This window comes from Pseudomonas sp. P108 (assembly GCF_032613195.1).
Classification (GTDB): domain Bacteria; phylum Pseudomonadota; class Gammaproteobacteria; order Pseudomonadales; family Pseudomonadaceae; genus Aquipseudomonas.
Map to the genome: position 1 here is coordinate 2,252,365 of NZ_CP126691.1, position 19,640 is coordinate 2,272,004.

Genomic DNA, 19,640 nt, shown 5'->3' on the forward strand with positions numbered 1-19,640 from the left:
AGGTGCAATCGATCAAGCAGTCTCGAGGGGCTTTTTGTGGGTGACCACTCGGCCTCCCTCCATCCTCACCAGTTGATCGGCGACGTCGAAGTAGCGGTCATCGTGGGAGATCACGATGATGGTCTTGCCCATCTGTTTCAGCTCCGGCAGCAGCTCGGTGTAGAAAATGCGCCGGAAGGCCGGGTCCTGATCGGCAGCCCATTCGTCGAACACCAGCACCGGACGCTCTTCCAGCCAGGCGTTGATCAGCGCCAGGCGTTTGCGCTGGCCGGTGGACAGATCGGTGGTGCTGAAAACACCGTCGTTAATGCTCACCTTGTGCGCAATCTCCAGGCGTTCCAGATAGCGGCTGGTGTCGGCCGGCACTTGTTTGTCGCCCTGTACCAGTTCATCGAACAGGTAGTAGTCGGCGAAGATCGTGGTGAACAGTTGGCGATAGTCATCGCGAGCCTGGGCATCGACCACCTGGCCATTGAGCAGGACTTCCCCGCGTTGTGGCGCATAGAGTCCCAGCAACAATTTGATCAGGGTGGTTTTACCGCCGCCGTTCTCGCCGACGATAAACACGATGTCACCCTGCGCGATGTCCAGATTGACCGGCCCCAGTTCAAACGCTGCGCTGCCCTGAACCGGCGGGAAGGCGTAATGCACGTTATGCAGTTGCAACTGCTGCACGGCGGTCTTGCTCGCGGGCGTCGACTCGCGCAGGAGCAAGTGCGGTTCCGGCGAAGAAAACTGTTCGGCCAGCTCGGCGATGCGTTTGAAGGCAATGTTCGCGCGACTGACCACCGGCAACGTGGTGACCAGATATTCCAGTGGGCCTTTCATGTACAGCAGCACCAGCACGAAACCGCTGAGCACCGCTTTATCGGTACCGAGCCAGAACGATTGCAGTGCCAGGGCCAGACCGATCACCACGAAAAACAGCATCGAGCCAAAGGTTTTCGCCACCACGAACGTGTTGATCGAGCGGATGTGCGTGTTGCAGATGTAATCCGCCGTGCCCTCGATGCGCTGGCTGAACATGCGTTGGCGGCGCGGGCGATGAATACGCAGTTCCTTGGCACCCGCAGCGATTGCGCTGTAGTGCTTCTGCAGTTCGTCTTCGGCCTCGCGCGCCGCTTCGAAACCTTTGATGCCTTTGGCGCGGGCAATGTATTGGACGACGGTGCCGATCACGATCGCGATCAACAGCAGGGCAAACATCGGCAGGGACAGGTAGGCCAGGTAACCCAGGCAACCGAGGGTGACGGTGAAAGCGATCGCCAGCGGCGCGAAGGAAAACGCGAAATCACTGACGGTGTCGACATCATGGGTCAGCACCGGAATCAGGCGATGGCTGCGAAACCGTTCGATCTGCTCGATAGGCGCGAGCAGGACTTTTTCGCCGAGTGATTTACGCAGGCCGGCGATGATGTGCTGGCCGACGTGGTTGGTGCCGATGTCCGACAGAATCGAAGTCAGCAGTGCAAACGCGCAGAGGCCGGCAAATGTCAGCAGCACGCTGGCTGACGGAACTCCGGTGCCGTTCAGGGCTTTGTTGATGGTCGCCAGCAGGGCAGTGACGCTGACGCCACCGAGCATGCCGAGCAGGATCGACAGCGCCACGACGACCCGGTAAGGCTTGAGCAGGCCGAGGACTTCACTGATGGCTCCGCGCGATTTTGTGGTCATGGAGGTTTCCGCTTCTAGTGCCGCTAACGGCATCGTTTCAAGGATTGGGCTGGTTAAAAGACGAAACCCGTGGGCGGCGATTTAGCCGACCACGGGTTTATCGAGGCTGAAGCGACGAGCGAGCGGCCAGCGCCGTCGTGGCGGCTGCCGGTGCAGCTGTCCTTACAGATCGCGCGCGACGCGAAAACCAATCCAGTCGCCGCGGGTGTCGCTGTAGGTGGCATTGCGATTGCCCGAGCGCGAGAACACCGGTGCTTCACCCCAGTCGTTGCCGCGGATGCGGCGAATCTTGCAGTCACCGGTCAACCAGGCGCTGCCATCACTCGGCGCGCCGACATAGTTTTCGTTGTAGCAGTCGGCGGTCCATTCGTAGATGTTGCCGTGCATGTCGTAGACGCCGAAGGCATTGGCCGGGAACTTGCCTGCCGGAGCGGTGAAGTTGTAGCCGTCGGCGGCGCCATAGGTGTTGGCGTGTTTGGCGATGCTGTATTCCTTGCCCTCATCGAAGGGGAACGGGAAAGGCCCGGTGCTACCGGCACGGGCGGCGTATTCACGCAGCGATTCGCTGACCAGTCGATACGATTTACCGGTTTTCTTCGACAGCCAGGCTACATAGGCCTCGGCCTCGGGAAAGTCCATGCACACAGCCGGATGCTTGTCGGTGTACTGCTTTTTCGGATCGCTGCCCGCGTAGTCGGGAATACCGGCCTTGCACGCGCGGCCCGGGCGTTTGTCGCCGTCGGGCATCTGATAGCCGGTGTCGGCTAGGTAGGCGTCCCATTGCCCTTTGAGCACCTGGAAACGACTGATGGCCAAGGGTTGGGCAAAGGTCACCGGGTGCATCGGACCTTCGTCCGGCTCGCGGCCGACTTCGTCCTCCGGGGTGCCCATGGTGAAGGTGCCGGTGGGCAGCACGACCATTTCCGGGCAGTCCTTGCAGTCCTTGAAGACTTTGCCCGGTTTGAGCGGTTCGGCCGCTTGCGCCAGCCCCGGCAAGGCACAACCGAGCAATGCGGCCAGACCGAGCGCGGGCAACGCTTTCAAGGAAAAATTACGCGGTTCACTACTGTTCATCATGACTCTCGATAACAGGTTGAAAGGAAACGTGGGAACGTGGCGCCTACAGCTGTTTGGCCAGTAACGCCATCAAACGATCGATTTGCGCTTCGTCGTTGAGCAGGCCCGGTGCAGTACGAATCACCGGGCCCACGTCGCGGTTCACGGCGTCGGCGACCACGCGGTTCTGCATCAGGTACGCGGCGACTTTGTCGCTGTCCTGGCCCTTGACTCGAAAGAAGGTAAAACCGGCCGACAGTTGCGGACTCAGCGGGGTGACGAGTTCGATTTGCGGGTGTTCCAGCAGGCGCTTCTTCAGGTAGCTGTTGAGCGCGTGGATGCGCGCTTCGACCTCGGCCTTGCCCAGTTGCAGGTGCAGCTTGAAGGCTTCGTCCAGCGCCCAGCGATACTCGAAGGAGTGATAGCCACCGGGCGTCATGGTGGTGGAAAACGCTGTGGCCTCGGAGAAGGTCGGGGTGATCGGCGTCACGTATTTGACCTCCTCGAAACGGCTGCAGACGATGCCGGTGCCGCGCGGGCCAAACATCCACTTGTGGGTGCCGGCGATGAAGAAATCACAGTTCATCTGCGCGAAACTCAGGTTGTCGACGCCGAAACCGTGCACGCCGTCGACCACATAAATGATCCGCTCGGCATCGCTGCGGCCACGGTTGTGCTTGTCGACGATGGCGCCGATGTCACCGATCGGCAGCTTCACGCCGCTGCCCGAATGCACCCAGCACATGCCCAGCACACGGGTTTCCGGGCGGATGGCCGTGTCGATGGCGGCGAGGATTTCGGCTTTGGTCGCGGTCTGCGGATCCTTGAACAGACGGATCTTGCGCACCTGCGTGCCTTCACGTTCCTTGCGCAAGGCGAGGATGGTGTGGGTGGCATAGTGTTCGTGGGCGGTGGTGAGGATTTCCTGATCGGGGCGCACATGCACACCGCCGTAAATCATCGTCAGACCTTCAGTAGTGCTGCCGGTCAGGGCGATCTGTTTGGCCTTGGCTTGCAGGTATTGGCCGGCCCAGACTCGCACGTTTTCCTCGCGCTGCTCGATCACGCCGAGGTCCCAATCCATGGCCAGGCCGGGATTTTTGTCGAGGGCGGCGCGATGTCGTTCGATCGCTTCGCGCACGGGTTTCGGGTGCGAGGTGATCAGGAAGTTGGAAAAGTGCAGGTAGTCCGGATCCTGATCGAACAGTTGCTGCAACTGCGTCCATTTGTTGCGCGGTGCAGGTGCGGAGGCGGCAACCGCGGCGCTGGCAATAGTCGGCAGGCTGGCGCCCAGTGGCAACGCGGCGGCGAGCACCCCGGCCTGTTTCAGAAACTCACGGCGGTTGCTCATGGCTTGGCAGTTCCCTGTGCGCTGGCCAATGCCGGTTTCGCGGCTTTCTCGACTTCGCCCCAGACGCGCAGGAAGTTGCCACCCCAGAGTTTGCCGATGTCGGCTTCGGAGTAACCGCGCGACAGCAGTTCAGCGGTGACATTGCGGATCTCGCCGACGTTCTCGAAACCTTTGACGCCGCCGCCTTCATTGAAGTCGGAGCTGATACCGACATGGTCGATGCCGATCTTGCGCACGGCGTATTCGATGGCGTCGCCGAAATCCTTGAGGCTGGCCTTCGGTTCGTCTTCGAGGATCGCGTAGAGGCGGCTGGCGTACAGGCCGAATTTCGTTTCGGACCAGGCCGCAATGATCGGGTCGCCCGGCATCAGCGCCATCGCCAGGTTCGGCAGTGGCGGCAGGCCGAACTCCTTGCGCAGCTCGTTGAGGCGATCCTGGGTCTTCTGGGTCAGCGGGCGCAGGTACTGCGAGAACGCGACGATCTGCACCACGCCGCCGCTGTTCTTTATCAACTGCATCTCTTTGTCGCTGAGGTTGCGTGGGATGTCGACCATCGCGCGCGGCGCCGAGTGCGAGGCAATCAGCGGCGTACGGCTCAACTGTGCGACTTGCTCAAGGGCCTTGGTCGACATCTGCGATACGTCGATGATCACGCCCAGATCATTGAGGCGCTTGACCGCCTGCTTGCCCAGATCGGAGAGACCGTCGAGGGCGTCCGGTGAGTCATTGAGGAATGGCAGTGGGCGAGACGAATCCGCCCAGTCGTTGTTGCCGATGTAGCTGAAGCCGAACATGCGCATGCCACGCGCTGTCCACAGGTCCAGCAGATTCAGATCATGGCCCAGTGGATAGGCGTTGAGCATGCTGATGAAAATCGCGAACTTGCCTTCGCCGTGCAGGCGGCGCATATCGTCCGGCGTGTAGGCGATCGCGACTTGATTGGGGTAGTCGCGAACCATGCCGGAGATGATCCGGTAACGGATTTCCTGCTGGTTACGGGCTTCGTCGATGAAGCCGGCAGTCGGCTTGTGGGGGGCATCGGGGCCGTTCCACATTTCCGGCCAGCCGAAAATGGTCAGTGCCGCTCCAGACAAGCGACCGCGACTGGTTTTGGCCAGATCGAACTGGCCGGAGCCATCCTTGTCGGCTTCGTTACCGTTGGTGCCGAAGTTCTGCGTCAGGCTGACATGGCTGTCGAAAGAAAGCATGCGTTCGTGCAGTTCATCTGCCTGTTTCACAATCTTGGCGTCATAGCCAAGGTCGTCCTTGAACCAGTGCTGCCAAGCGGCAAAGCCTGCACCGGCGCTGATCGCCAGGGCTAAGGGCAGGCCGATGAATAGAGCCTTTTTCGAACGTGGTTTTGTCATTGCCATCTCAGTCGGGTTCGCCATCGAGGTGCAGGCGCAAAGCCTTTGCTATCTGGGAGGAACGAGTGGATGGCCGTGGAATTTAGGTTGCCAGGTTAAAAGATCGCAGCCTTCGGCAGCTCCTGCAGGGATATACATTCGATGCAGGAGCTGCCGAAGGCTGCGATCTTTTCAAACCCACATAAATTTACCCGCGCAACAAACGTTCTAGCTTGGATAAAGCCTGCTTCATGGCTGACACAGGTAGGGCAATGAAGATTTCTCGACGATGGTTCATGGCGGGCCTGGCGCTGACCGGCGCTGCCGTGCCGGCGGCTTATTTTGGGCATCGTGAATGGACGAAGCCGGATCCGACGATCACTCCGGGTGAAGCGTCTTTCGACGTCGCCGATCTCGCCGGACAACGTTTGGCCAGTGCCTTGCGGGGCGTCTGGGATATTCGCTTCGAAGGCCGTGACGCAGGCCTTGAAGGGCTTCCGGCCCAGGGGCTGCAAGTGTTCCTCGACATCGGCCAGAAAGGTCGTGGCGTCTGTGGTTTTCTTGATACGCCGGAGCGTTTGCGCTCCGGCGAAACACCTCGTTACCGAATTCTTGGCGATCTGGCCGGTGCCGATGCGGCGAAACTGAGTTGGCGGCTGGTGGGTGCACAAGGCCAGATCAACTATGAGCTGGAAATGATCCTCGATGAGGTCTGGGCCGATTTCGGCAACGCCGGCAAAGGCACCCTCAGCGGAAAAGCGATGCGTCTGGATCGCCCCCTGGCCTTGCCAGCAGAGGACAATGGATTTGTCGCAGTCAAGCGACTGTTTCCCGAGGCGCGTGAACGGACACCGTTGAATCCGACGCTGCTGGCCTGGTTGATTTCCCCCGAGCACCGACTGTTCCACCAGTTGTGGCATGCCACGCGGGACAAGTGGCACACCTTGCCTGAAGACAAACGTGAAGCCTTGCGCGGCATCGGCTGGCAGCCCGGACCGCGTGACAAGGAGCGCGATGCCCGTGGGCCGCGCAAGGACCGCAACGGCTCCGGTGTGGATTTCTTCTTCATGCATCGGCACATGCTCGGCACGGCGCGTTCAATGCAGGACCTGCCATCGTGGCAATACTTTCCGCTGCCACAACCGGAATTGATCCGTGATCGCCCGGGCTTCGCCCGTTACTTCGACAACCATGACGGCACGGCGCTGCCGCCCGCATGGCTGGCGGACGGTGATGACGAGTACAGCAAGTGGGTCAGCGACATCAAGACGGCCGAGACCTACGAAAGCAACTTCCAGGTCTGGGAGTCGCAATACCGTGATCCGGTGTACCTGGCCAGACTCACGCTCGGTCAGTTCGGTTCCGAGGTTGAATTGGGGCTGCACGACTGGCTGCACATGCGCTGGGCGTCGGTGCCGCGTGATCCGTCCAATGGCCAGCCAGTGCCGTTTGCCCGCGATCAGGCCGATTTCGCGCCGCGCTGGTATGGCGCGGAAAACGACTTTCTGGGCGATCCCTTTTCGTCTCACGTCAACCCGGCGTTCTGGCATTTCCATGGCTGGATCGACGATCGCATTGAGGACTGGTTCCGCGCCCACGAGCGCTTCCATCCGGGTGAAGTCACGCGCAAGGTGGTCAATGGTGTGCAGTGGTTTGCACCGGGACGCTGGAACGAAGTCGATGATCCCTGGCTAGGGCCAGTCACCCATGGTTGCAGCACCACACCGGGGTTGCAGGCGGGCAAGACGGTGGAGATGGACCCGGAGACCATGAAGCTGGCGCTGCGCATCACCTTCCTCAATGACGAGAAGAAACTCGCCGGGCTGTTCCGCCGCGTGCCGCCACGGCCGTGGTATGCGCGCAATCTGAAGGCCAAACAGACTCAGGCCTGATTACCGCTTCAGCTTCGTCGCGAGCAGGCTCGCTCCCACAGGTTGGCCGCATCCCACAAGTTGAAATGCGATCTCTTGTGGGAGCGAGCCTGCTCGCGAAAGCGCTTGGCCGGGCTGCGCGATTACAGTGCCTGCCACCCGCCGCCCAGTGCCTTGTACAAGGCAATACTCGCCTGCATTCGCGACAGCCGCAGTTGCACGTTCTGATCCTGCGCCGCATACAGCGTGCGCTGGGTTTCCAGTACGGTCAGCAAATCCTCGGCGCCGGCCTGATAACGGCTCTGGGCGATGTTGAAGGCGGTTTGCGCCTGGTTCAGCTCTTCGCTCTGCCACTGCCGTTGTTGATCAAGTCCACGGATGCTGTTGAGGGCTTTTTCGACGTCGGCGAAACCGTTGATGATGGCGCCGCGATAAGTTTCCAGCAGCTCCTCCTGACGAGCCGTCGCTTTGTCGCGTTCGGCACCCAATCGGCCATTGTTGAAGATCGGTGCGATCAGCCCGGCGGTGAGGTTGTAGAACGGACTGCGCAACAGGTCATCCGCCTGGTTGGCGCCGGAGCCGATGCTCGCGCCCAGCGTGATTTTCGGCAGCATCGCCGCTCGTGCCACTGTGACGTTCGCCTGAGCTGCCGCCAATTGGGCCTCGGCACGGGCAATATCCGGGCGCCGCGTCAGCAGTTCGCTGGGCACGCCGGCGGATATCGGCGGCCACTGCAACTGGTCGAAGGACTCGTGGCTGGCCGGCAGGTCTTGCACCGGGCGGCCGAGCAGTGCGGCCAGAGCGATCTGCGCGTCTCGGGTCTGTTGCTGGACGGTCGGCAGTTGGCGTTGCTGCGCGGCCACCAGGCTTTTTTGTTGCGCCAGCTCCAGCGCGGTGGCGGAGCCGGCGTTGTAGCGTGTCTGTACCAATTGCAGAACGTTTTGCGCGTTGGCCAGATTAAGCTCGGCAATGCGACTCTGTTCCTGCAGTGACAACACCTGCGTGTAGCTGTTGGCGACGCCACTGAGCAACGTCAGCTCGACGGTGGCGCGATCGAACTCGCTGGCTTGCAGGCTGAATTGTGCGCTGTCGCGCGATGCGCGCTTACCGCCCCAGAAGTCGATTTCGTAACTGGCGCTGAGGCCGACGTCGAAGTAGTCCACCGCCCTGTTACTGCTGTCGGCATCCAGTTGACGATAGCCCTCGCCACGCAACAGCTTCTGCCGATTGGCATTGCCGGTGCCTTGTATTTCCGGCAGCTGCGAACCGCCGGCAATCACCGTGTCGGCACGCGCCTGACGGACGCGAGCGATGGCCGCGGCCAGGTCATAACTGCCGACCTGGGCCTGTTCGATCAGTTGATTGAGTTGCGGGCTGGCGAAGCGCGTCCACCAGCGCAGGGCGTCGCGTTCGGCGCTGGTGTCGTGCGGTGATTGCCAGGCGGCCGGCGGCACGATGCCGCTGTCCGGGGGTTGTGGGGTACTGCCGCAAGCGCTGAGTATCAGGCAGACGGTCAACAGACTGAGGCGCGGTTTCATAGAGCGATCATTCACTGGTAAGGGCCGTGACCGGGTCGAGTCGGGCAGCTTTGCGGGCCGGCATGAAGCCGAAGACAACACCGGTGACCAAGGCGCAACCAAAAGCGCCGAGTACCGCCATCAATGAGAACGCCACCGCGACTTCACTGAGAATCAGCACGCCGCCAATGATCAGCGCCAGAGCGATGCCGGCGATGCCGCCGACCACCGAGAGCATCACCGCTTCAGTGAGAAACTGGCGCAGGATGTCGCGCTGGCGGGCGCCGGTGGCCATGCGGATGCCGATCTCGCGAGTGCGTTCGCGAACGGTCATGAGCATGATGTTCATCACGCCGATGCCGCCTACCAGCAGCGAGATCGCCGCAATCGAGCCGAGCATCAGCGACAGGGTGTTTTGCGTGCGCGCTTCGGCCTGGATCATCGCGGCGTTGTTGGTCAGTTCAAAATCCTTCTTGCCGTTGTGCAGGTTCAGCATCAGTTGTTCGATGGCGTGTTCGCTGTCCTTGACCTTGCGCGCGTCGGCGGCAGCGATGGCCACGTACTCTGGATTGCGCGTGCCGAACAGTCTTACGCTGGCGGCGGAGTAGGGCACGGCGATGCGGTTGTCACTGTCGGAATCGCCGGAACTGGCGCCTTTTTCCGCCAATACCCCGACCACCTGAAACGGCACGTTCTCGATCAGAATGTACTGGCCAATCGGGTTGGCAACGTCTTTGAGGAGTTTGGTCCGCACCTTGTGGCCAATCACCGCAACGGCTGCCGCGTTCTGTTCATCGGCCTCAGTGAAGTAACTGCCCTGAACCACTGGCCAGTTGAAGATCGCCAGGAAGTTGGTGTCATTGCCGCCGACGTAACTCAGGTGGTCGGCATTGCCGAAGCGCACACCGGCCTCGGCGCCATTCACCGGCATGATCCGCTGCACTTGCGGCAGGCTTGCCAGGGCATGCACATCGTCGAGGGTGATGATGCCCGGTGGCGTTCGCGGGTTGGGCGCCGAGCCGCTGAGATAAATGATGTTGGAGCCGAACGCGCCCATTTGTGCCATGACCTGGCGCTTGCTGCCTTCGCCGACCGCGAGCATGACCACCACCGAGGCCACACCGATGATGATGCCGAGCAGGGTCAGCGCGGTGCGGAAGCGGTTGATCCACATCACCCTCCACGCCGCGTGCAGGGCGTCCACCAGTTCGCCTTTCCAGGCCCCGGTGGCTTCGGCACCTTCGCTCAAGCGCTTGCGCAGATCCACCGCTTGCAGGGCGCCGGGATTGGCGCTGGTCTGGGCGTCAGGATTGTTTCTGGCGCTATCGCTGATGATCAAGCCATCGCTGATTTCGATGATGCGCTTGGCCCGCGCCGCCACTTCGCGGTCGTGGGTGATGAGAATGACAACGTGGCCCTGGCTCGCCAGTTCATCGAGCAGCGCCATGACTTCCTTGCCGCTGTGGCTGTCGAGGGCGCCGGTCGGTTCGTCGGCGAGGATGATGTGGCCGCCATTCATCAGTGCGCGGGCAATCGATACGCGTTGTTGCTGGCCTCCGGACAGTTGATGCGGGCGGTTGCCGGTGCGCGCGGCCAGACCGAGGCGGTCGAGCAGGGCGGCGGCGCGGGCATGCCGTTCGGCGGCGGGGGTGCCGGCGTAGATGGCCGGCATCTCGACGTTTTCCTGGGCCGAGCCGGACGGAATCAGGTGATAGCCCTGGAACACGAAACCGAAGGCTTCGCGCCGCAGCCAGGCGAGTTCATCGCTGTCGAGGCCGGCGACGTTTTCCCCGGCAAAACGGTATTCACCGTTTGTCGGTCGGTCGAGGCAGCCAAGAATGTTCATCAATGTTGATTTGCCGGAGCCGGACGCGCCGACAATCGCCACGAATTCGCCGGCGTGAATCGACAGGTCAATCCCGCGCAACACGTGAACTTCGGGAGCGTCACCGCCGCCGTAGGATTTGCGGATGTCCTGCAGTTCGATCAGAGGCGTTTGCATTCAACCTCCGCTGCCGTCGGCCGGGCCGATCAACAAGTGATCGCCTTCGTTCAAGCCCTCGACAATCTGCACTCTAAGACGGTCGCTGATGCCGGTGCGTACTTCGCGGGACTGAATCTCGCCATTGGCGGTGATGACCTGCGCGGTCTGCCGATTGGCCACGGCGCTGCCTTGCAGGGCGGCGACCGGTGCGGTGAGCACGTTTTTCGCCTGGTCAGCGACGAAGAACACTTGCGTGGTCATCTCTGCCATCAAGGCGTTGTCGGCGTTATCAACGTCCAGCAGCACGGTGTACAGCACCACGCGCGCGCTGCCGCTTTTACTTGAGCTGGCCGGGCTGCCACCGCCTTGACTGGTCTGGTCCAGCGGCTTGGGTGGCACCGGCAGAATTTGCCGAACGGTGCTGCTCCAGCGCCGATTACCCCCGCTGAGCGTGGTGAAGTAAGCGGTCATGCCCGGTTTGACATGGCCGATATCGGCCTCGGAAACCTCGGCCCAGACCGTCATCGGCGAAAGTTTGGCGATGCGCAGAATCAGTGGCGTCTGTTGCTGGGCATTGAGTGTCTGGCCTTCGCGGGCATCGAGTGCGACCACGGTGCCTTCCATCGGCGCATAGATGCGTGTGTAGCCGAGCTCGGCCTGATCACTGCGCAGGCTGGCCTCGGCTTGGCGGATCTGGGCGCGGAACATGTCGATACGCGCCTGGGTGGCCTTGAGTTCGGCGCGGGCTGTCTGCACGTCTTCTTCACGGGTGGCGCCGCCAGCCGCGAGGTTCTGCTGGCGCTGGTACTTCTGCTGCGCCAGTTCGTGCTGGGCCTGTTGTTCTTGCAACTGCGCCTTGAGGTTTTCGATGGAGAACTGGCTGGCGTCGAGCTTGGCCTTTTGCGTGGACGGATCGATTTCCACGAGCAATTGGCCTTGCTTGACCACGTCGCCGACTTCCACATGGATTTTGCGGATTTGCCCGGAAGCCTGGGCGCCGACGTCCACATAGCGCCTGGGCTGTAACGTGCCCAGCGCGGTGACGCTGCTTTCAATGTCGCCACGACTGACTGGCACGGTGGCGAACTTGTCCCGGCCAGGGGGCAATATCTGCCAGGCGGCTACGGCGACAACGGGAATCAGACAAAGGGCTGCGAGCAGGGCGCGTCGGGCGGGGCGGGGACGTTTCATGCAGGGTTCCGGCCAGTGAAAATCGACCCGTCATCCAGCCGGCACCGCACGCGGGCCACGACCGAACGCTGACGCAGGAGGCGACAGATACGGGGAACTGTCCTTTAAACGAGAGACGCGATGGGTAATTTAAGCGCTGCAAAACGCGGTAACAGGTATAGCGGGCAACAATTTGTCGGGCAAATCGAAACAGCGCTTTAAATCTATATGAGAATTACTATAAATTACGCATCTGAAATTGCCACCATCCTGCCATTGTCGTTTTGACCATCGCGGATCTGGCTCAAGGATCGAAACCGCACCGCAGCGGTCGGGAGTCATGTTGGAGAACTACTATCGCGAGCTGGTGTGTTTCCTTAACGCCAGGCTGGGCAACCGTCAGGTGGCCGAAGATGTGGTGCATGACGCTTATGTGCGGGTGCTGGAGCGTTCCAGCGATACGCCGATCGAACAACCGCGGGCTTTCCTTTATCGCACGGCATTGAACCTGGTCATCGATGATCATCGGCGCAACGCCTTGCGTCAGGCCGAGCCGCTTGACGTGCTGGACAGCGAAGAGCGCTATTTCACCCCGTCGCCCCATGGCACACTTGATCACGGTCAACGTCTGGCGATGCTTCAGCGCGCACTGGCAGAATTGTCACCGCTGTGTCGCGAAAGTTTTTTGCTGCGCAAGATCGAAGGTCTGTCCCATAACGAAATCGCCGAGAGCCTGGGGATTTCCAAAGCGCTGGTGGAGAAACACATCGTCAATGCGATGAAACATTGCCGGGTGCGGATCAAACAATGGGACGCCCATTGATCCTTCCTCAGTAAATTTTTTTTCACCGTCCTCGTTCCTACTCAACAGACGATCTGCTGTCCTGCTTCGGGCCGGTCAGGTCACCCAGGCTTTATCCCCACGGTTGAGGGGTTCATCCAGAGGACACTGGAAATGACACAGGCAATTGCATCGCCCATCGTTCACGACCTGATCGGCGTCGGTTTCGGCCCTTCGAACCTGGCGCTGGCCATCGCTCTGCAAGAGCGCGGCCCGATCCAGGGCGAGCTGGATGTGCTGTTCCTCGACAAGCAGGCCAACTACAGCTGGCACGGCAACACCCTGTCGACGCAAAGCGAGTTGCAGATTTCCTTCCTCAAGGATCTGGTGACCCTGCGCAATCCGACCAGCCCGTACTCGTTCGTCAACTATCTGAAGGATCACGGCCGTCTGGTCGACTTCATCAACCTCGGCACCTTCTATCCGTGCCGCATGGAGTACAACGATTACCTGCGCTGGGTCGCCGGCAAGTTCACCGCGCAGAGCCGTTACGGTGAGGAAGTGCTGACCATCGAACCGGTGCTGCACAACCATCAGGTTGAAGCGCTGCGCGTGATTTCCCGTGGCAGCGACGGCCTGCAACATGTGCGCACCACCCGTTCGGTGGTGGTCAGCGCCGGCGGCACGCCGCGTATTCCTGAGGCGTTCAAAGCGCTGAAGGGTGACACTCGCGTGTTCCACCACTCTCAGTATTTATCGCAAATGGCCAAACAGCCGTGCGTGAACAATCAGCCAATGAGCATTGCGATCATCGGTGGCGGGCAGAGTGCGGCGGAAGCCTTCATCGACCTGAATGATTCGTTCCCGTCGGTACAGGTCGACATGATCCTGCGCGGCTCGGCACTGAAGCCTGCGGACGACAGCCCGTTCGTCAACGAAGTGTTCTCGCCGGAATTCACCGACCTGGTGTTCCAGCAAAACAGCGCCGAGCGTGAGCGTCTGGTCAACGAGTACCACAACACCAACTATTCGGTGGTCGACATCGATCTGATCGAACGCATCTACGGCATTTTCTATCGCCAGAAGGTTTCCGGGATCGCCCGTCACGCATTCCGCACTCTGACCACCGTGGAAAAAGCCACCGCCACCGAAAACGGTATCGAACTGGCCGTGCGCAACAGCGCCACCGGCGAAGTCACCGTGCGCAATTACGACGCTGTTGTTCTGGCCACCGGTTACGAACGGCAGATGCACCGCAAACTGCTGGCGCCGCTGGAAGAATACCTGGGCGACTTCGAGGTTGATCGCAACTACAAACTGATCACCGACGAGCGCTGCAAGGCCGGCATCTACATGCAGGGCTTCTGCCAGGCCAGCCATGGTCTGAGCGATACGCTGCTGTCGGTGTTGCCGATTCGCGCGGACGAGATTGCCGGCTCGCTGTACGAGCATGGCAAGAACCGTGGGCATCGGTCGATGGCGGATCTGTTGTTGGCGACTGCCAGCTGAATCAGCATTGCCTGATACACCGCCTTCGCGAGCAGGCTCGCTCCCACAATGGTTCTGTGTACGCAGGACAAAATGTGGGAGCGAGCCTGCTCGCGAAGGGGCCATTAAAATCACCGCAAAATCCGAATCCTGAACCCTTCCTGAACATCCCCCCACATTCCCCGACTCACTGCCTTTTGCGGGTTTACTCTCCAATCATCGGAGCGTAAGCTTCGCGCGTTTTCATCAATAGCGGAGACCCACAGTGGGTACTTGTTCGAGTGACAGTTGTCGGCCGGTCTCGGTAACCGGCAGATTCTCGGCAAGATAACGCGCAGACTTTCTCTGTCGTTGTCTCGCCGTAAAAGCGAGCAGCGGCATCCCGTGCATGACCCGTCCTGGGCCATGTCTCGACGTCCCTCTCATCGACGCTGAACAGAGCGTGATTTCGACTTCACTGTCGAGATCGCAGCCCTATCGACACGCCTGTCTTTTCTGACCGGCGCGCCAGGCCTTGCCGTGCCGGTTTTTCCGGCGGACGAGGCGCGGCCGTACCTGCTCGACGGTTTCCCGGCTGACCATAGGGGCAACAGCCATGAAACTTACGCTCAAGGAATTCTTCGCAGGTTTTCTGCGGACCCGCCACATCGCCCGGCACTTCCGTCGCCTGGCGCTGCTGGAATCGATCAACGGCACCACGGTCAGCCGTGAAGTCCCACCCACGCTGGCCAACACCCTGGTCGATGCCGCGCAGTGCGACAGCGGTGTGTTGCTGTCTTCACTGGGCACGCATGCCGATGGCCTGACCGATTTCGAAGTCGATGCGCTGCGTGCGCAATACGGCCTCAACGAAGTCGAACACGAGCAGCCGCTGCCATGGTGGACGCACCTGTGGCACTGCTACAAAAACCCCTTCAACCTGCTGCTGACCCTGTTGGCGGTGATCTCGTGGCTGACCGAAGACCTCAAGGCAGCCGTGGTGATTTTCTCCATGGTCGTGCTGTCGACGCTGCTGCGCTTCTGGCAGGAAAGCAAATCCAACCAGGCCGCCGATGCGCTGAAAGCCATGGTCAGCAACACCGCCACGGTGATGCGCCGTGACGCGCCACGCAGCGAATTGCCGATCAAGCAATTGGTGCCGGGCGATCTGATTGTGCTTTCGGCCGGTGACATGATTCCTGCCGATTGCCGCGTGCTCAGCGCCAAGGATCTGTTCGTCAGCCAGGCGGCGATGACCGGCGAATCGATGCCGGTGGAGAAGTTTCCGCGTCAGGCTGATCGCGACACGCGTAATCCACTGGAGCTGGACAACATCCTGTTCATGGGCACCAACGTCGTCTCCGGCACCGCTGTAGCGGTGATTCTCACCACCGGCAACAGCACTTATTTCGGTGAGCTGGCCCAGCGTGTTGGCGCAACCGATCGCGCGGTCACTTCGTTCCAGCAAGGCGTCAACAAAGTCAGCTGGTTGTTGATCCGCTTCATGTTCGTGATGGCGCCGCTGGTGCTGTTCATCAACGGTTTCACCAAGGGTGACTGGACCGAAGCGCTGCTGTTCGCACTGTCGATTGCGGTCGGCCTGACCCCGGAAATGCTGCCGATGATCGTCACCTCGACGCTGGCCAAAGGCGCGGTGTTTCTGTCGCGCAAAAAAGTCATCGTCAAACGCCTCGATGCGATCCAGAACTTCGGCGCCATGGACGTGCTGTGCACCGACAAGACCGGCACGCTGACTCAGGACAAGATTTTCCTCGCGCGCAATGTCGATGTCTGGGGCGCAGATTCCGACGACGTGCTGGAGATGGCGTATCTGAACAGCTACTACCAGACCGGCCTGAAAAACCTGCTCGATGTCGCTGTACTGGAACACGTGGAAGTCCACCGCGAACTGAAAGTCGGCACAGCGTTTCGCAAGGTCGATGAGATCCCGTTCGACTTCAATCGTCGGCGCATGTCGGTGGTGGTCGAAGGGCGTGGCCAGCCACATCAACTGATCTGCAAAGGCGCCGTGGAAGAAGTCCTGGCGGTGTGCAGCCGCGTGCGTCACGGCGAGGTCGATGAAGCCTTGAGCGATGAATTGCTGACCCGGATTCGTCAGGTCACCGCAGCATTCAACGCTGAAGGCTTGCGCGTGGTGGCGGTGGCTGCCCGCTCGATGCCGGAAGGTCGAGAAGTTTATAGCCTGGCCGATGAGCAGGAACTGACGCTGATTGGTTATGTGGCGTTCCTCGATCCACCGAAGGAAAGCACCGCACCAGCGCTCAAGGCCTTGGCCGAACACGGTGTGGCAGTGAAGGTGCTGACCGGTGACAACGAACTGGTCACCGCGAAAATCTGCCGCGAAGTCGGCCTGGCGCAACAGGGCCTGTTGCTGGGCAATGACGTTGAGCGCATGAGCGATGCCGAACTGGCCGTGGCCGTAGAGACCACCAATGTGTTCGCAAAACTGACGCCGTCACACAAGGAGCGCATCGTGCGCATCCTCAAAGGCAATGGCCACGTGGTCGGCTTCATGGGCGACGGCATCAACGATGCGCCAGCGCTGCGTACCGCTGACATCGGTATTTCGGTGGACAGTGCGGTGGACATCGCCAAGGAAGCGGCCGACATCATCCTCCTCGAAAAGAGCTTGATGGTGCTGGAGGAGGGCGTGCTCGAAGGGCGTCGCACCTTCGCCAACATGCTCAAGTACATCAAGATGACTGCCAGTTCCAACTTCGGCAACGTCTTCTCGGTGCTGGTCGCCAGTGCGTTCATTCCATTCCTGCCGATGCTGCCGATGCATCTGCTGGTGCAGAACCTGCTCTACGACATTTCGCAGATTGCCATTCCGTTCGATAACGTCGACGAGGAGATGCTGAAAAAACCACAACGCTGGCAGCCCGGCGACGTCGGGCGCTTCATGCTGTTCTTCGGCCCGATCAGTTCGATCTTTGACATCACCACGTTCGCCTTGATGTGGTACGTATTCGATGCCAACACCCCGGATCACCAGACCCTGTTCCAGTCAGGCTGGTTCGTGGTCGGGTTGCTGACCCAGACGCTGATCGTGCACATGATCCGCACGCCGAAGATTCCGTTCCTGCAAAGCCGTGCCGCCATGCCGCTGCTGGTGATGACCGGGATCATCATGGCGGTCGGCATCTTCCTGCCGATGGGGCCGCTGGCGCACTACTTCAAATTGCAGGCGCTGCCGTCGCTGTACTTCGTGTTCCTGCCGGTGATTCTGCTGGCGTACATGGCGCTGACCCAGGCCGTGAAAGGTTTTTACATCCGCCGGTTCGGCTGGCAATAACAGCACGGCCAACACCGTTCCCCTGTGGGAGCGAGCCTGCTCGCGAAGGCGTTTTTTCAGCCACAGCTGTAGTGGCTGACACTCCGCTTTCGCGAGCAGGCTCGCTCCCACAGGGGGAATTTGTGTTCTCAAGGATTTCATCATGCAAGCCATCAACAACCTCAACCTCGATTCGCTGCTCGACACCCTCGTCAGCCTCAGCGCCGCGTTCATTCTCGGTGGTCTGATCGGCTTCGAGCGCCAGTACCGGCAACGCACCGCCGGCCTGCGCACCAATGTGCTGGTCGCCGTCGGTGCAGCGATTTTCGTCGACATGGCCAACCGTCTCGCCGGCGCTGAAGGCGCGGTGCGCGTGGTTGCCTACGTGGTGTCCGGCATCGGTTTTCTCGGCGCCGGGGTGATCATGCGCGAAGAAGGCAACGTGCGCGGCCTCAACACCGCCGCAACCCTGTGGACTTCGGCGGCGGTTGGCGCCTGTGCCGGGGCCGATCTGCTCGCCGAAGCCGTACTCGGCACGCTATTCATTCTGGCCGCCAACACTTTGCTGCGGCCGATCGTCAACAACATCAACCGCCAGCCGCTGGACGTGGTTTCGGCGGAAGTCACCAATATCGTCTATGTCATCGCCCGCCGCTCGCAGCAGACCGCCGTGTTCGCCTTGCTTGAAGCAGAGCTTGAGCGCAGCAACTACCCGGCCAGCGACGTCGATGTGCATGCGTTCGGCGCCGATGAAATCGAGATCGAAGCGACGCTGGCGACGACGTCGGTCGATGGTGATGAACTCGACGCACTGGTTGCGCGGATTTCCACGTCGGCGCTGGTGGTGCAGGCGTTCTGGAGTCCGAGTACCACCGAATGAACCGCGCTCGTCCGTTCAGTAGCAACGCCACATCCGGTCATGCCGGGTGTGGCTTTTTTGCTTGCTCTCAGCTGTTCTCCATTCATTTTTAAGATTCGTCCTACAGGCGTCACGGCTCCTTTTGCTTAGCCTTGTCATTCACGTGATGAGCGTGATTTTCCTGGGCTGTGAAAGACAATGTCCTACAAACGCTGGCGAATCCTTATTGCCGACGAGCAACGGGCGCTGCATGTGCGAATAAGCAAATGCCTCAACGAACTCGGCTGTCGCGGCAACGTGTCGGTGTATTCGTTTCGTGAGCTGCTGGGTGCGACGCATTACTCGTCCGATCCGTTTGAGCACTATGACCTGCTGATCATCAACGCTGAGCTGATGGCGGTCGGTGGAGTCGATCCTTTGCGTTTTTTTCAATGCAACCTGCAGATTCGTCATGCCGTTATTTACGACAAACGTCGCGGCGAGGCATGCGCAAAGGCGATATGCAGCACTGATCGACGCTATTTGACCCTGATCCGTACACCGGATCGGCAGACACTCGGCCCTTTGATCGCTGACCTGGCGACAGCACAGTGATGGGCATGACTCGGATGAGTGACCTTTTTTTTCGGATTATTCCTACAGAACCCGACACGCAGCTTGCGTAGTCTTGCCGCACCCAGAAACCGTGACCCCGGGAGATCGATCATGATCAATAAAGCCCTGCGTATCCTGATCGCAGACCCTCAGCATTTTCACCGAATGAAAATCGAGCGACTGTTCAACGGCCTCAATTATTACCGCATTGCTCCGGTGCAGAACCTTACCGAGCTGCTGACTCTGGTGGACTACGGTTGCGAGCCCTTCGATGTGGTGGTCATCAACGCCGAACTCGCTGCAGGCTCGCTGGATCTGCCGGGTTTTTTCCTCGATAACCCGCAGGTTCGTCAGGCGTTGATCTACAACGAGCAAACGGCGCCGTTGCAACTGTCCTCCGGCTTCGCTCAGGAAAATGTACAGATCAGCCATTTGTCACTGCCATCAAAACAGTCGATCGACCAGTTGATGGCGCTGGTCGACGCTCCGGCACGGGCACAGACGTTATCAGCCCCCAGGGTAAATCCGTTGGTGCAGAGCGCTGCGCATGCATAGAAAATCATTTCCTGCAACTGTCAGATCTGACAGGTGATTTGCGCGCCGTTACGTGTAACAGTCCCTGCGCAGCCACTGAGTCCGGAGCAGCCCCAATCGGTGGCCTGTTCGTCAGACTTT

The 19,640-nt window shown here is 60.4% G+C and carries 14 protein-coding genes; 7 read left to right on the forward strand and 7 right to left on the reverse strand.

The window, feature by feature from the left end; translation table 11 throughout:
• Window positions 1-12: 12 nt before the first annotated feature.
• From QOM10_RS09820 to pvdM, 4 genes are all read right to left on the reverse strand, one after another.
• Window positions 13-1,674, reverse strand: coding sequence for a cyclic peptide export ABC transporter (locus QOM10_RS09820; protein WP_127926542.1), 1,662 nt, complete (start codon window positions 1,672-1,674; stop codon window positions 13-15).
• A 162-nt stretch (window positions 1,675-1,836) separates the two neighbouring features.
• A complete protein-coding gene (locus tag QOM10_RS09825) occupies window positions 1,837-2,748 on the reverse strand; it encodes a formylglycine-generating enzyme family protein (RefSeq protein ID WP_150751596.1) in 912 nt (303 codons plus the stop codon).
• Window positions 2,749-2,794: 46 nt separating this feature from the next.
• The gene (locus QOM10_RS09830) at window positions 2,795-4,081 is read right to left on the reverse strand and encodes an aminotransferase class V-fold PLP-dependent enzyme (RefSeq protein WP_316917940.1); all 1,287 of its coding nucleotides are present in this window, start codon (window positions 4,079-4,081) and stop codon (window positions 2,795-2,797) included.
• A complete protein-coding gene (gene pvdM, locus QOM10_RS09835; RefSeq protein WP_316917941.1) occupies window positions 4,078-5,448 on the reverse strand; it encodes a pyoverdine-tailoring dipeptidase-like protein PvdM in 1,371 nt (456 codons plus the stop codon). The genes QOM10_RS09830 and pvdM overlap by 4 nt, the downstream gene beginning before the upstream one ends.
• Before the next feature lie 251 nt (window positions 5,449-5,699).
• Between pvdM and QOM10_RS09840 the strand changes: the two genes are divergently transcribed.
• Window positions 5,700-7,319 (forward strand): PvdJ/PvdD/PvdP-like protein, encoded by a 1,620-nt coding sequence (locus QOM10_RS09840; RefSeq protein ID WP_127926546.1) that lies wholly within the window; start codon window positions 5,700-5,702, stop codon window positions 7,317-7,319.
• Between the two features lie 122 nt (window positions 7,320-7,441).
• On the opposite strand, the gene QOM10_RS09845 is transcribed toward QOM10_RS09840, so the two are convergent.
• From QOM10_RS09845 to QOM10_RS09855, 3 genes are read right to left on the reverse strand one after another with little or no spacing between them, the layout of a single operon-like run.
• Window positions 7,442-8,836 (reverse strand): efflux transporter outer membrane subunit, encoded by a 1,395-nt coding sequence (locus QOM10_RS09845; protein ID WP_316917942.1) that lies wholly within the window; start codon window positions 8,834-8,836, stop codon window positions 7,442-7,444.
• A 7-nt stretch (window positions 8,837-8,843) separates the two neighbouring features.
• Window positions 8,844-10,817 carry a MacB family efflux pump subunit gene (locus QOM10_RS09850; protein WP_316917943.1) on the reverse strand — a complete coding sequence of 658 codons (1,974 nt, stop codon included), beginning with the start codon at window positions 10,815-10,817 and terminating at the stop codon, window positions 8,844-8,846.
• Entirely contained in the window at window positions 10,818-11,990 is a 1,173-nt protein-coding gene (locus QOM10_RS09855; protein ID WP_316917944.1) for an efflux RND transporter periplasmic adaptor subunit, read from the reverse strand.
• 319 nt (window positions 11,991-12,309) lie between these two features.
• Here QOM10_RS09855 and QOM10_RS09860 point away from each other — a divergent pair, with 319 nt between their 5' ends.
• From QOM10_RS09860 to QOM10_RS09885, 6 genes are all read left to right on the forward strand, one after another.
• The gene (locus QOM10_RS09860; RefSeq protein ID WP_127926551.1) at window positions 12,310-12,792 is read left to right on the forward strand and encodes a sigma-70 family RNA polymerase sigma factor; all 483 of its coding nucleotides are present in this window, start codon (window positions 12,310-12,312) and stop codon (window positions 12,790-12,792) included.
• Window positions 12,793-12,924: 132 nt separating this feature from the next.
• Window positions 12,925-14,259 carry a lysine N(6)-hydroxylase/L-ornithine N(5)-oxygenase family protein gene (locus QOM10_RS09865; protein WP_127926552.1) on the forward strand — a complete coding sequence of 445 codons (1,335 nt, stop codon included), beginning with the start codon at window positions 12,925-12,927 and terminating at the stop codon, window positions 14,257-14,259.
• 574 nt (window positions 14,260-14,833) lie between these two features.
• A complete protein-coding gene (gene mgtA / locus QOM10_RS09870; RefSeq protein WP_316917945.1) occupies window positions 14,834-17,533 on the forward strand; it encodes a magnesium-translocating P-type ATPase in 2,700 nt (899 codons plus the stop codon).
• A gap of 142 nt (window positions 17,534-17,675) precedes the next feature.
• The gene (locus tag QOM10_RS09875) at window positions 17,676-18,392 is read left to right on the forward strand and encodes an MgtC/SapB family protein (protein WP_007913384.1); all 717 of its coding nucleotides are present in this window, start codon (window positions 17,676-17,678) and stop codon (window positions 18,390-18,392) included.
• Window positions 18,393-18,569: 177 nt separating this feature from the next.
• Window positions 18,570-18,965, forward strand: coding sequence for a hypothetical protein (locus QOM10_RS09880; RefSeq protein WP_316917946.1), 396 nt, complete (start codon window positions 18,570-18,572; stop codon window positions 18,963-18,965).
• Window positions 18,966-19,076: 111 nt separating this feature from the next.
• The gene (locus QOM10_RS09885) at window positions 19,077-19,520 is read left to right on the forward strand and encodes a chemotaxis protein CheY (protein ID WP_316917947.1); all 444 of its coding nucleotides are present in this window, start codon (window positions 19,077-19,079) and stop codon (window positions 19,518-19,520) included.
• The last annotated feature ends 120 nt before the right edge of the window (window positions 19,521-19,640 follow it).

What these genes read in the sequence shown, in the direction of transcription:
- QOM10_RS09880 (WP_316917946.1), top strand. Translation starts at nt 18,570, where the DNA reads ATGTCCTACAAACGCTGGCGAATCCTTATTGCCGACGAGCAACGGGCG.
- QOM10_RS09850 (WP_316917943.1), bottom strand. Translation starts at nt 10,817, where the DNA reads ATGCAAACGCCTCTGATCGAACTGCAGGACATCCGCAAATCCTACGGC.
- QOM10_RS09840 (WP_127926546.1), top strand. Translation starts at nt 5,700, where the DNA reads ATGAAGATTTCTCGACGATGGTTCATGGCGGGCCTGGCGCTGACCGGC.
- pvdM (WP_316917941.1), bottom strand. Translation starts at nt 5,448, where the DNA reads ATGACAAAACCACGTTCGAAAAAGGCTCTATTCATCGGCCTGCCCTTA.
- QOM10_RS09825 (WP_150751596.1), bottom strand. Translation starts at nt 2,748, where the DNA reads ATGAACAGTAGTGAACCGCGTAATTTTTCCTTGAAAGCGTTGCCCGCG.
- QOM10_RS09820 (WP_127926542.1), bottom strand. Translation starts at nt 1,674, where the DNA reads ATGACCACAAAATCGCGCGGAGCCATCAGTGAAGTCCTCGGCCTGCTC.
- QOM10_RS09865 (WP_127926552.1), top strand. Translation starts at nt 12,925, where the DNA reads ATGACACAGGCAATTGCATCGCCCATCGTTCACGACCTGATCGGCGTC.
- mgtA (WP_316917945.1), top strand. Translation starts at nt 14,834, where the DNA reads ATGAAACTTACGCTCAAGGAATTCTTCGCAGGTTTTCTGCGGACCCGC.
- QOM10_RS09845 (WP_316917942.1), bottom strand. Translation starts at nt 8,836, where the DNA reads ATGAAACCGCGCCTCAGTCTGTTGACCGTCTGCCTGATACTCAGCGCT.
- QOM10_RS09885 (WP_316917947.1), top strand. Translation starts at nt 19,077, where the DNA reads ATGATCAATAAAGCCCTGCGTATCCTGATCGCAGACCCTCAGCATTTT.
- QOM10_RS09860 (WP_127926551.1), top strand. Translation starts at nt 12,310, where the DNA reads ATGTTGGAGAACTACTATCGCGAGCTGGTGTGTTTCCTTAACGCCAGG.
- QOM10_RS09855 (WP_316917944.1), bottom strand. Translation starts at nt 11,990, where the DNA reads ATGAAACGTCCCCGCCCCGCCCGACGCGCCCTGCTCGCAGCCCTTTGT.
- QOM10_RS09830 (WP_316917940.1), bottom strand. Translation starts at nt 4,081, where the DNA reads ATGAGCAACCGCCGTGAGTTTCTGAAACAGGCCGGGGTGCTCGCCGCC.
- QOM10_RS09875 (WP_007913384.1), top strand. Translation starts at nt 17,676, where the DNA reads ATGCAAGCCATCAACAACCTCAACCTCGATTCGCTGCTCGACACCCTC.